General features: G+C 59.5%; 11 protein-coding genes and 1 pseudogene. 11 read left to right on the forward strand and 1 reads right to left on the reverse strand.

Features of this window, described 5'->3' with window-relative positions; genetic code table 11:
• The first annotated feature begins 3 nt into the window (after positions 1 to 3).
• The 3 genes from ASF70_RS24370 (at position 4) to ASF70_RS20030 (ending at position 3,310) form a co-directional block, all read left to right on the forward strand.
• On the forward strand, positions 4 to 141 hold the full coding sequence (locus tag ASF70_RS24370) for a hypothetical protein (protein WP_165699873.1): 138 nt from the start codon (positions 4 to 6) through the stop codon (positions 139 to 141).
• Positions 142 to 479: 338 nt separating this feature from the next.
• On the forward strand, positions 480 to 2,693 hold the full coding sequence (locus ASF70_RS20025; RefSeq protein WP_062582286.1) for a tape measure protein: 2,214 nt from the start codon (positions 480 to 482) through the stop codon (positions 2,691 to 2,693).
• The gene (locus ASF70_RS20030) at positions 2,693 to 3,310 is read left to right on the forward strand and encodes a hypothetical protein (RefSeq protein ID WP_062582287.1); all 618 of its coding nucleotides are present in this window, start codon (positions 2,693 to 2,695) and stop codon (positions 3,308 to 3,310) included. The genes ASF70_RS20025 and ASF70_RS20030 overlap by 1 nt, the downstream gene beginning before the upstream one ends.
• An 84-nt stretch (positions 3,311 to 3,394) precedes the next feature.
• Here the strand turns inward: ASF70_RS20030 and ASF70_RS20035 are convergent, their stop codons facing one another.
• Entirely contained in the window at positions 3,395 to 3,670 is a 276-nt protein-coding gene (locus ASF70_RS20035) for a hypothetical protein (protein WP_062582290.1), read from the reverse strand.
• A gap of 76 nt (positions 3,671 to 3,746) precedes the next feature.
• On the opposite strand from ASF70_RS20035, the gene ASF70_RS20040 reads away from it, so the two are divergent.
• From ASF70_RS20040 to ASF70_RS24245, 8 genes and pseudogenes are all read left to right on the forward strand, one after another.
• Positions 3,747 to 4,331, forward strand: coding sequence for a hypothetical protein (locus ASF70_RS20040; protein ID WP_062582292.1), 585 nt, complete (start codon positions 3,747 to 3,749; stop codon positions 4,329 to 4,331).
• A 103-nt stretch (positions 4,332 to 4,434) separates the two neighbouring features.
• The gene (locus ASF70_RS20045) at positions 4,435 to 4,794 is read left to right on the forward strand and encodes a hypothetical protein (RefSeq protein ID WP_244474090.1); all 360 of its coding nucleotides are present in this window, start codon (positions 4,435 to 4,437) and stop codon (positions 4,792 to 4,794) included.
• Positions 4,795 to 8,586: a DUF1983 domain-containing protein gene (locus ASF70_RS20050; RefSeq protein WP_062582294.1), complete on the forward strand. Its 3,792-nt coding sequence runs from the start codon at positions 4,795 to 4,797 to the stop codon at positions 8,584 to 8,586.
• Entirely contained in the window at positions 8,583 to 10,103 is a 1,521-nt protein-coding gene (locus ASF70_RS20055; RefSeq protein WP_062582296.1) for a hypothetical protein, read from the forward strand. Before ASF70_RS20050 ends, ASF70_RS20055 begins: the two co-directional genes overlap by 4 nt.
• Positions 10,104 to 10,117: 14 nt before the next feature.
• Positions 10,118 to 10,309, forward strand: coding sequence for a hypothetical protein (locus ASF70_RS20060; RefSeq protein ID WP_062582298.1), 192 nt, complete (start codon positions 10,118 to 10,120; stop codon positions 10,307 to 10,309).
• Positions 10,309 to 11,151 carry a hypothetical protein gene (locus tag ASF70_RS20065; RefSeq protein WP_062582300.1) on the forward strand — a complete coding sequence of 281 codons (843 nt, stop codon included), beginning with the start codon at positions 10,309 to 10,311 and terminating at the stop codon, positions 11,149 to 11,151. Before ASF70_RS20060 ends, ASF70_RS20065 begins: the two co-directional genes overlap by 1 nt.
• Complete coding sequence (locus ASF70_RS20070) at positions 11,151 to 11,474, forward strand: hypothetical protein (protein WP_062582301.1); 324 nt, start codon at positions 11,151 to 11,153, stop codon at positions 11,472 to 11,474. Before ASF70_RS20065 ends, ASF70_RS20070 begins: the two co-directional genes overlap by 1 nt.
• Positions 11,461 to 11,643 (forward strand): annotated as a pseudogene (locus tag ASF70_RS24245) (hypothetical protein); the annotation flags it as partial. The gene ASF70_RS20070 and the pseudogene ASF70_RS24245, both read left to right, overlap by 14 nt.

Genomic DNA, 11,643 nt, shown 5'->3' on the forward strand with positions numbered 1-11,643 from the left:
GCGATGTCGATGTGGCAGTACATGGCTGCTATCGATGGCTACGTCCAGGCGAACACGGCCGACGACGGGAAACTTTCAAGCTCCGAAGTCGACGACGTTTGGCAGTGGATGCAGGAGAAGGATGCAGTATCCCCTGCATAGGCGCTACTAGCCGCCCATAAGGCTATCTGGAAGGCAGGTTATCGATCCTTTGCCTGCCTTTTCGTTATAGCTGCCGAGTGCTTCAGCGACTGCTTTCAATTCTTTTTTCCGAACTTCGCAATCTGCCTTCGAAAGCCCTTTGGCAGATACCCGTTCATGGTTCCCGATCGCATGTACCAAGCTGTACGTCTCGGCGGCAGCGGCCTCTGAGACGTGGGCAGCACTTCCTGTCGCTATAGCCACGTGTAGCGCTACCTGACGCCAGTTCCGATGAAACATTTGAGCAATCCTTATTCCTAGCGGTACGTCTCCGCTCTCAAACGTATGAGAACCAACGCATGGCCGCAACCGACCTTGAACGTCTGGTGGTGCAGCTCTCGGCTGACATCAAAAAGTACGAGAACGCCATGAGCCGGGCGCAGGGCGTGACAAACCGCCGCCTTGGCGCCATGCAAAAGCAAGCCACCACAAGCAGTCGGGCAATCGCTGCTTCGTTTGCTCGTACTGGGGCCCAAATCGCTGGCGCGTTTCTGGCTTCTGAAGTCATTCGCAGTGCGGTCACATTGTCTGATGCAGCGACACGCATCGACAACTCCCTCAAGGTGGCAGGTCTGTCTGGCGAAGAGCTCAAGCGGGTGTACCAGCGACTCAGCAAAGCAGCCGTAGAGAACGGGGCGCCAATCGAGACGCTTGCAGCATTGTACGGGAAAGCTGCCCAAAATCAGAAGGAACTTGGTGTCACAACTGATGAACTGATTGGGTTCACCAACAACGTGGCTCTCGCTCTCCGCGTAGCAGGAACAGACGCAGCGTCTGCCAGTGGCGCTCTCTTGCAGCTTGGGCAGGCGCTTGGCGCAGGCAAGGTGCAGGCAGAAGAGTTCAACTCCATCCTTGAAGGGGCGCCGACGATAGCTCAGGCGGTGGCGGCCGGGTTGAAGGAGGCAGGCGGCTCAGTTTCCCGGCTGAAGGGCCTTGTTGTTGACGGGAAAATCTCGTCCGAAGCGTTCTTCCGTGCTTTCGAAGCAGGCGCACCTGTCCTTCAGGAGAAGGTCAAGGGTTCGGTATTCACCATCGAGCAGGCATCCGAGAACATGAAGTCGGCCTTGATCGACCTGGTTAAGGAGTTCAACAACTCGACGGGAGCGAGCGAGAACTTTGCAAACGGTATCAATTCGGCGGCCAAAGTCGTCGCCGATTTCGACGTAGCAAGCCTTATCAATAAGCTTCGTAGTGGGCGTGCCGAACTCGAAAACTTTTTTGCCGGCATCAAATTACCAGATAGCCTCAGCCAGATGTTTGGGATTTCCGACACTCAGGGGAATGTTCTGAACCCTGCCGTTGGGGAGGCGCAAACAAAGATAGCGGGCCTTGAGCGAGAGCTCGAATTGCTTCAGCAGCGTCTCGGTGTGAATACCGAGCTGGGTTTTGGCAACACGGAAGCTCTGGCCCGCATTCAAGAGGTGCAGGCCCAACTGACCAAGCTGCGTGCTCAGGCTGCAAACCTGCCCGCATTTATTGACGGATACCGAATTGGTGAGAATGGTTTCGAGGCCGTGCCGGGTGGGTCTGACGCTGGCACGAACGGACAAATGGGCGGGTCCGGTCGGCGCGGCGGTGCAAGGCGCCGTGCCGCCGAGGTCAAGCCCGTTTCGGTGAACGACTTCAAGCCTCCTGTCGGTAGAGGCGGCGGCGGCTCGAAAGCTAAATCGGCCAAAGAGGATGATTACGCCCGCGAGACCAAGCAGATCCAAGAGCGTACCAAGGCGCTTGCTGCTGAGACGACCGCGCAGAGCATGGTCAACCCGCTGATCAACGACTATGGCTTCGCGATCGAGAAGGCGCGATCAAAGCAGGAACTACTTACAGCGGCCCAAGAAGCCGGCAAGAAGGTCACACCGGAACTCGCGAAAGAGATTGAGAACCTTTCGACGTCATACGCCCTGGCAGTGGTCGAGTCCGAACGGCTCGCGGAAAAGCAGGACGAAATCCGCCAGCGTGCAGAAGACGCTTTGTCGACCGCCAAGGATGTCACTCGTGGCATCATCGACGGCTTCACGGAAGGCGCCGAGGCCGGCGACATCCTGGTGTCCAGCCTCAAGAAGATCGGCGACGCGTTGATCAACGATGTCCTCGACAGTCTCTTCAAGGTCAACAACGCGGGTGGCGGAAGCGGTGGGTTCCTCTCCGGGCTGTTCGGTCTCTTCGGCGGTGGCGGAAGCGGCTTCAAAGCAAACACAACACTTGGCGCTGTGCTCGGCGCTGTACCCGGGTTCGCAAAAGGTACGAACTTCGCCCCTGGTGGCCTTGCCGTTGTCGGTGAGAAGGGGCCGGAGCTTGTCAACCTTCCACGAGGCGCACAGGTGATCCCGAAGATCCCGAAAGCGATGGGCGGAGCTGGCGTCACAGTGTCGATGCCGATCCAGATCGACGCAACAGGTGCCGACAGTGCTGGCCTCGCTCGGGTCGAGCGGCAGATCGCGCAGCTGAAGGCTGATCTACCGGCGCAGGTCGTTGCCTCGGTGAAGAACGCGCAGAAGAGGCGTACGATCTAATGGCGATCACCTTTCCCCGCGAGATCCCCGCTGTCGATTACGTCACGGCTGCCCTCGTTCTCCGGGATGGCGTGAAGGCGTCACCATCCGGCGCCCGACTGATCAACTATTCGCAGACGACAGATCCGGCATGGGAGGCAACTCTCGTTACAAAGTCCCTGCGCGCGAGCAGCTACGCCGAAGTCGAGGCCTGGTGGCTTTCGCTGCGGGATGGCCTTCGCCGCGTCCTCTTCCGCCATCCACACTTCTACTACCCAAAGAACCACGTCGCAAACCAGGTGCCTGCCGACGATCCCGGCAACCTGGTATCTGTGGCGAGCGGCAATATCCTGACGGTCAACAGCGTGGCGACGGCGTTGTCACTCAGCATCGGTGACCGCATAGGGCTCGAACGTGCCGGCCGCTATCACATTGGCCGTGTGACCGAGTTCTCAGGAACCGGTACGACCCGCACCATTACGATAGACCCGCCGCCTTTCTCTGTCGTTGCCCAGGCGACGGCTGTCGTTCGTTTTGCAAAGCCGGCACTCGTGATGCGTCCTGTGCCAGGCAGCTGGGACGTACAGCAGAGCAACGGGCGTTACACGGTGTCGTTTCGACTGGTGGAAGCACAGTAAAACTTAGAGGTTCCCACACCGGACCATCTTTTTTGGAGATAGACATGAATAGCCCGTTCTCTTTCGAGCTCTCACGCGACGGATCTAAAGGCTTCTCTCGGCTTTCCGTTGCAAAAATCGATCCTTTGCCATCGCTGCAACACCCTCCACAATTGACCGAGCCACTTGAGAAATCTCTACAGGTCGCTCTGCAGCGCCTTCGGCTTTGGTGTCGCTTATCTCCGTAACACAGGCATTCCTGAATTCTTCAATGAACTGGCTACCGCCTGCACCCTTGAGGCTAGCGAGCTCCAGCAGAAGCCTTTGAATCATGATGAGCTTTGCATGCTCCATGGCGTTATAACGTGTCTCGAATTCCATGCATTCCTCCTGCGCTTGGCGCTCGAAAGGAAGCACGGCAGAAACCGCGAGTCGAGTCCTGCAACAGGAACCCTCTATGGCTCTTTCCACCGAAGTCAAAGCGCTCTACGACGAGGGGCGCATCTCGACGCGACAGATGATCCGCTTTCTCTTCGGAAGCGGCGCCTACGGCTTTATCGCCCGGACCGACGAGTTCGAGTATGCCGGGTTGATCTATAAGCCGTTCGGCCTGATTGAGGTCTCCGACATCAATGGCGGGATGGGTACGACGGCCGATGGCAGTTTCACCCTCACGCTGGCCGAGAGCCCTAACGACGGTCTGACGCCTGCGGTCCTCATGCAGATCGAGAACGAGGATTATCGAGATCGTCCGGTCACGGTCATGGATGCTCACTTCCATCCCGATACCGGAGCCTTGCTGCAGGTTGAGATCGTCGCTCGCGGCTACCTCGATGTCATCAGCCATGAGATGGACCCGGAGACGGGCTTCAAGCTGACGGCTCAATGCGAAGGTCGCCAGCTCGACTATAGCCGCAAGAACGGCCGATACCGCAATGTTGCCGATCAGAGGCGCCGTTCTTCGACCGACAAGTTCTTCGAGCACGCTGCAAAGGCCGGGCGCGAAGAAGTGTTCTGGGGCCGAAAAGCCGGAAAGACCTGACATGACCAGACATCCTGATTGGGAAAGTCGCCTCAACGACGTTGTGGCGAAACACCAAGCCATGCCCGGAGAGTGGGGCAGGTCTGATTGCTGGATTATGGCAATGGACGCGATCGAGGCCGTCTCGGGCGAGCGGATCTTTGCGAACCTGCAGAACTATTCGACGGAAGCCGAAGGCTACAAGGTGTTCCGCAAGGCGGGCTTCAAGCTGACCGTCGAGGAGGCTCTTGCCGAGGCCTTGGGCGAGCCTTTCGCGCCGGTTCTCGCTCACCGTGGCGATGTCGGTGTGATCGAGCGTGAGGGCGGCGTTTCCTGCGGCGTATTCACCTCGATCGGCTTCGCCGTTCGGACTATCTACGGGCACGTCGAGCGTCAAGCCCGCAAGCGGGTCGAAGTCACGACTGGCTATGACCTGCAATTCCTGCCGATCTCGGCTGTCGCGCGCGCATACAAGGTTCGATAAATGCCATTCATCTCTGCAGTCGTTGGCGCGATCGGCGGCATCATTGGGCTGGGCTCGGTTGGCGTTAGCCTGGCGTCGGCCGCGATCGGTATTGGCCTCAATTTCGTGGCGGCCAAGATCCAGGCGAGCCGGGCGAAGAAAGCCAGCAAGCAGGCAAGCGGAACGCAGTTCGATAAGGAGTATGGCGAGAACGTCAGCCGCAAGGTTCCGTGCGGCCTCGTCGGGCTTGCCGGTCATGACTGCTACGTCAACACCTACGGCACGTCCAACAAGTATCTAGAGCAGATCTATGTCCTGTCGGACTTTCCCTGCGATGGACTTTCCAAAATCTGGGCAGGCGGCAAGCAGCTCAAGTTGCTGTCCACGGATAATAAGAACTACACGGTCGACGGTGGCGACTACGAAGGCCGTATGTCCTTTGTGTTCTACGACGGAACGCAAACGGCAGCAGACCAGGGCCTCGTTACCAACAGCAACCCGGTGGACAGATGGAAGTCTGTCAACGTCGGTAGCGGTATCTGCTATCTGATCGTCCGGCTGACTTACGACCAGGAGAAGCTTGCTCAGTTCCCGGAGTTCTTCTTCGAGATCCGCGGCGCTCGCCTCTACGACTTCCGCAGGGATAGCTCGATCGGTGGCTCAGGGGCGCATCGCTTCGGGCAGTATGGTACCTACGAGTTCTCCGAAAACCCGATCGTGCAGGACTACAACTACCGTCGCGGCTTCTCGTGGAATGGCGACCTTTTTCTCGGCATGGATATGGCCGAGGCGGATCTGCCCTTCGACCGCTATGTGGTGGCCGCAAATCTCTGCGACGAGATCGTCGACGGTGAGCCACGCTATCGCTGCTCGATCATCTTCGACGCCGACGTCGACCATGGCGACAATATCGACGCGGTCATGACCTCTTGCGGCGGAATTGTCGTTGACGGTGTCGAAGGCTCGTGGCCGATCATCGGGTCGGTGCAGCCGATCGTCGAGACGTTCACTGACGACGACCTGATCACGACAGAGCCGGTCAGTTTCCAGCGCCGGCGCTCGATGGCCGAACTCACGAACTCGGTCTCAGGAACGTATCTCGATCCGGGCAACCTCTGGTCGCCGGTCGGCTACGATCAGCAAAGCAACCCGACGCAGGTCTCGCTCGACCGGCGCACGCGTGACGTTCAGATCAACTTTGACACTGTCCGTAGCAAGCGCCAGGCAAACCAGCTGGCGTCGATCTACTACAACGAGAACCGTTATGAGGCGACAGCCGATATCGTGCTGCGACCGCGCTTCCAGACGGTCAAGGTCGGAGACTGGGTCCGTTGGAACTCGGCGCGCTACGGCGACCGCGTCTACATCGTCCGTTCGCGATCGATCCGCGCCCTGACCAGCGACGGGCCGCGCAATGTCGTTCTGTCTCTGCAGGAGCGTGATGCCGCGATCTATGCGAAGGCGGGCCTTGTCGCGCCTGTCGTGCCGATCCCGAATGGTGATCCTGTCTACCTGAACGAGCTTCAGGACTGGGCAATAATCGCCGTGGTGGCGACGGGTGCTGATGGCAGGTCGTATCCTGCTTTCCGCCTTTCCTGGTCCCCGATCGACGACGTCACGGTGCAGGCTGTTGTCTTCGAGTGGTGGGTTGATGGGGCGCCGCAGAACAAGTTTCGCCGTCGTGTCGAGGCTGATGAAACCATCGCCCTCGTCCAGGAAGGCATTCTCAGCGTTACCGACTACAAGTTCCGTCACAAGCTTGTAGCCGATCGGGCGACGAGCTGGGTCGGACCGGTCTCGGCGACGTCTATCGAGGGCGGCAGTAGCTTCCTCGTCGATCTCGAAAACCTGTCTGAAGACATCCAGCAGAAGCTTGCAGAATTGCAGGACTGGATCGACGACGGGTTGAAAGACACCGTCGACGAGACAGTCGTCAATCTGTCGAAAGAGATCGACGGTCGCGTTGCGGGTGCGATCGAAAGCGCCACGCGATACCGTTCGATCGTCAGCGAGATAGCGGCGATCCGCGATTTTACTGCAGAGCAGGATTTTGCCAACTACCGCGACAAGGAGCAGCTCCGGCAGACGCTCACGGTCCGGCTAGAAGGCGGCTTCGCAACCTTTGACGAGCGCATCACGACAGCGGTCTCGGCGACCTCGGCAGTTGCGCAGCGTGTCACCACACTCGAAGTCGGTTCTGGCAATCTGGCGGCGCAGATCACCCAGATAGAACAAGCCAGCATCGTCGGCGATCTCGCGCTCGCGCAGCAGATCTCTTTGCTGTCGGCCGGCACTGACAACCAGTTCGACCCGGTCAATCTCTGGGACTTCGAAACCGACGTTTCAGGCTGGACTGGGAATGGCGCGCCGACGGTAGCGTCTGGCTTCCTGCGTCCGGCGAATGTCGCGAACGACCCTTACGTCGCGTCTCCGACGATCGAGGTGATGGCGTCGAAGTACCGACAGGTGCGGCTGCGCGTCCGCAAGTTCGGTTCTCCCGTATGGGAAGGCTATTGCTGGTGGAAGACGTCCACCGACACGACGTGGGACACCGCCCGTCGCACTGTGGTAGCCGCACCAAACTTCGACGCAAATGGCATCGGGCTCATCACCTTTAACCCGGAGTGGTCCGGATCGATCGCCCAGATCCGTATCGACCTTTCGACCGCCCAGACCGCAACCGACTACTTCACCATCGACTGGATCTCGGTCGGCGCGCCATCGCCCGGGGCGTCCCGCGCCGAGCTGGCTGCTGAGCGCCTTGCCCGGATCACCGACGACGACGCGCTTGCAAGCGATATCGTCGCGCTCGATGCTGCGTTCAATGATCCGGCCACTGGCCTCGGCGCCGTTGCGTCCGGCGTCACGGCGTTGGAGGGACGCGTCACCAGCATAGACGGCCTGCTGACTGCCCAGGGTTCATCGCTTGCGGCCCTCTCGGTCTCGCTCGATGGCAAGGCCGGTCTCGATGTCGTCAACGCGTTGTCGGCTGAAGTCGCAGCGATTGGCGGCGGCGGGCTGACTGCGCAAGGAAGCGATATCCGCGCGATCCGCAACAGCATCTGGCCGATCGCTAGCGAGACGCTCGATCAGGACTTTGCAAACTTCCTCGGCAAGATGGACAGCCTCAAGGTTACGGCCAACGCGGCTGACACTCTTGATACCCGGATCACGCTGACGAACGACAGCATCGAAATCGTGTCGCGTGCGGTGACGCAGGTTCAGTCGATTTTGCCGGGGCTCGCAAGTTCTACCGCCCTGACTGCGCTGTCGACGCGTGTCACGGCAGCAGAAGGCAACATCTCGACGTCGTCAGGTTCGATCACTTCGCTGCGGAGCGACCTCGGAAGCCTTGAAGGTGTGGTGGGAACGAAGGCCAGTGCAACAGCGCTCACGGCGCTGACAACTCGGGTGAGCAGCGCTGAGGGACAGATCTCTTCCATCTCCGACAGCGTCACGAAGGTCACGTCTCGGGTCGATGATGTTTCTGCTGATGCTACCTTCCGGATGACGACAGCAGTTGGACCTAGTGGGTTTGCTCGCATTGCAGCGCAGGCTCGCGCCTCAACTGGTGATAGCTTCCGTACTGCCGGCTGGTTCATGGACGTCCCGACAGACCCCTCGCAGCCGACCCAGTTTCTTGTCACGGCCGACAGGTTTGCGATCCTGAACGGGAGTTCGAAAAAGCAGCCTTTCGTCTTTGAGGGCGGCGAGTTGGTGCTGGCGATTGCTAACATCGGCCTGATCACTGCCGGCACCATCGAGATCGGGAAAACCCGCATCGACAGCAATGGGATCACGGTGAGCTCATGACGAAAATGTTCATCGGAACCGACAGCACGGGCGCCGGCTGCGTGAAGATCACGAAGGGCAATATCAACCCGTACAACGAACCTGACGCGAACACGTCCTCGTTCTACTACAATTCCAAAGTGGCGGCCGACGTAAAGCTGGCCGCCACTGACAGCCAGCCCTTTGTGAACGGGCGGGCCTACCTGCCGTCCGGCACCAACATCAACTCGTACAAAAAGGCCTACGACAAGAACTCCTTGAACGGCGCGTTCCTGATCGCGATGAGGAACACGAACTTCCCTGATCTTCCTTACTCACTGCCATTGTTCGATATCAAGACGCGGCGACTTTCCAACGATCGGTATATCGAAATCTCTCGTGTCAGGCGTGACGGCTCTGACGACAATCGAGGGCAGAGAACCAGCTACTTCGAAACCTTCGACCGCGGCACAAGCATGTGGTTTGAGAACCGGCCACAGACGAACGCGGCGGCAGAGCAATGGGTCGGCGCTGTTGGCAACGGCATCCTGTATTATGGCGATCGGTATGCATCGACGGACGCGAACCAGTTCGAGAAAGGGCTGATCGTTTGGCGTCTCCCCGGCGACAACACGCCTATCCTGGATGGAACGCCGAAGGCGCCTGTTGCTGGGCAGCGCTCGGTCGAGATCACAAAGGATTTCTGCCGCGTAGCAAAGCCCGGCTATGACGTCAGGACAGCAACGCCGACGCAGCTGGCTTTCGACAGCGCAGGTCGGCCGCTTTCAGCGATCGGCGCTGACGACATCAACCTTCCTGCCGGCGTCTCGAGCTATAATCTCGGTTTCCCGGTGACAGCCAACATGCTCGCCGACGTGTTCCTTTATTCGGGCGAAGCGCTCACGTTCCCCATGAGCCGCCGCGGGACTTCGCTTGAATGCGAATACTGGTTCAGCGGGTCGAGCATCTTCTTCAACAACACGCAATCGTCCGCTGTCCGCTGCAGGTTTATCGTCTTTGCAAATGACAGGTCGCCGCTGACGACTGGCACGAACAAGGTGTTCCGACAGTTCAACGCCGGCGGCCAGAACGTCATGCAGCTTCTGCGTCCAGGGGCGGGGGCTAACCCGGCATTCCGCGATATTATGCTCGATAGCCGCTGGCCGTGCATCCAGATCCTCGCAGAGGGCTACAGGACGATAGCGTCACGTTCCAATGTGGAGCCGTCAAACCAGAACACAGGCCAGTCGTTCGAGGTCAACATCAACGCCGATGGGGTCTTCCCTGTCGTCAAATACATGACGGTTCACCAGCATCCGACTGTGGGCAAGCTTGTCAAGTTTGCGCAGACACTCATAACCCAGAACTACCGTGGGTCGCCGACGTACCACCAAGGCAACTCGAGCTACTGCGAGATCGAAGGCAACGTCGCGCGGTTCTGGACTTTCCGCGGCAATCCTCAGAGCGAGCAGTACACCGACTCCAGAGGCTGGGAATACGAATACCCCGTCGATCCCATCATCGGCATTCGCTACTACATCCTCGGCATCCCCCAGTAATTAGGGAAAACCCCATGACAACCGTCAATATCTCGCCTGAAGTAGCCCTTCAGGAAGAGCGAGCGATCTCCGCTGCGCTCAAGAACCGCGTTCTGATCCTGGCTCAGGCTCTGTCGGAAATGCGGGCCGTTCTCGACCAACGCGACACTGAGGTGACTGATCTCAGAGACCAGCTGGCGCGCGCCAACGAAGGGAATGACACCTGATGCCCCTACCAACTTCCTACAACACCGGCACCGCCACGGTGAACGCCAACGGCACGGCAGTCACCGGGCAGGGAACCACCTGGCTGACGTCAGGACTTCAGGCGGGTGACGCGTTCTGGGCCGCTGGCCTTTCGGTTCGCATCGCCTCGGTCAACAGCAACACGTCTCTGACGCTTGCCTACGCATGGCCGGGCGCAAGTCGGTCCGCTGACGTCTACGAGGTGCAGTTCGCCCCCGATGCCACGCGCGCACTGGCGGCAGCTCGCCAGGTGCTCGATGCACTCACCAACGGCAACATCTTCTCGATCGCGAACCTCGCGACCGCTGCGAATAAGCTTGCCTATTTCACGGGTGCTGGCGCGGCGGCGCTGACGGATCTCGTTGCGCACGGTCGGGCAATCCTTGGCCTGTCAGGTGGCGCCGGCAAGTTCATCCGATCGACGGGCGCCAATACAGCGGTGATGCAGGACATTGTCGGCACTGTCTCGCAAAGCGGCGGCATACCGACAGGGGCGATCGTCGAGCGTGGCAGCAATGCCAACGGCGAGTATGTTCGGTTCGCAGATGGAACGCAGATATGCACCTACAATGCGGTGTTCTCGATCACGACGACTGCGCTGGGATCTATCTTCCGTGACAATGCCAGCGTCGGGGCGTGGTCTTTCCCGGCTTCGTTTGCGACTGCACCTGCGGTGATGACATCTTCAAACAGTGCCGTCACCTGGACTGGCCTGGCATCGGCATCAGCAACGCAGCTCAACGCGGCCCCCGTTTTCTCGGCTACCGCTTTGTCTGGCAGCAGCGTTCGCATCTACTTCCAAGCGATCGGAAGGTGGTTCTGATGCGGATCTCGTTCTCACCTCAGCGCCGTGAAGGATCGCTCAAGGTCGTCAAGGACGGCGACAAGCTGCGAATCAACGGAGCGCTGTTTAGCTTCATATCCCTGCCTGACGGCGCTACCATCCCGTACGGGAACGTACCGTGCGAATGGATCGCCAGCCCGGTCGAACGGATCGATGGCGAGATCCACCTTACGCTGATCCTTCCTCATGGCAGCAACCCATCTCAGGCCGTTGCCTTTCCAGAACCCCTTACTGACCCGGATGACGGTGATCTTGCGATACCGAGCGACCCGGCCGAGGAGATGGACAATGTGGACACCTGATCCGAGCATGTTCGTGACCGCTGCGCAGAAGGCCGCCGAGGCGAAAGATGCGGGTCTGGCCGCCTACAAGGGTGCGTTCGATGCTCACCTCGACGAGGTCGCCGGCCAGCGTCAGTACGACAGCCGTTATACGATCACCGCCTACGCTATCAGCACCAACCCGGCGTGG

The organism is Rhizobium sp. Leaf321, from assembly GCF_001423215.1.
In the GTDB taxonomy this organism is placed as follows: Bacteria; Pseudomonadota; Alphaproteobacteria; order Rhizobiales; family Rhizobiaceae; genus Neorhizobium; species Neorhizobium soli.

Coding starts and splice junctions, on each gene's coding strand:
- ASF70_RS24370 (WP_165699873.1), top strand. CDS start 4: ATGTCGATGTGGCAGTACATGGCTGCTATCGATGGCTACGTCCAGGCG.
- ASF70_RS20025 (WP_062582286.1), top strand. CDS start 480: ATGGCCGCAACCGACCTTGAACGTCTGGTGGTGCAGCTCTCGGCTGAC.
- ASF70_RS20030 (WP_062582287.1), top strand. CDS start 2,693: ATGGCGATCACCTTTCCCCGCGAGATCCCCGCTGTCGATTACGTCACG.
- ASF70_RS20035 (WP_062582290.1), bottom strand. CDS start 3,670: ATGGAATTCGAGACACGTTATAACGCCATGGAGCATGCAAAGCTCATC.
- ASF70_RS20040 (WP_062582292.1), top strand. CDS start 3,747: ATGGCTCTTTCCACCGAAGTCAAAGCGCTCTACGACGAGGGGCGCATC.
- ASF70_RS20045 (WP_244474090.1), top strand. CDS start 4,435: ATGGACGCGATCGAGGCCGTCTCGGGCGAGCGGATCTTTGCGAACCTG.
- ASF70_RS20050 (WP_062582294.1), top strand. CDS start 4,795: ATGCCATTCATCTCTGCAGTCGTTGGCGCGATCGGCGGCATCATTGGG.
- ASF70_RS20055 (WP_062582296.1), top strand. CDS start 8,583: ATGACGAAAATGTTCATCGGAACCGACAGCACGGGCGCCGGCTGCGTG.
- ASF70_RS20060 (WP_062582298.1), top strand. CDS start 10,118: ATGACAACCGTCAATATCTCGCCTGAAGTAGCCCTTCAGGAAGAGCGA.
- ASF70_RS20065 (WP_062582300.1), top strand. CDS start 10,309: ATGCCCCTACCAACTTCCTACAACACCGGCACCGCCACGGTGAACGCC.
- ASF70_RS20070 (WP_062582301.1), top strand. CDS start 11,151: ATGCGGATCTCGTTCTCACCTCAGCGCCGTGAAGGATCGCTCAAGGTC.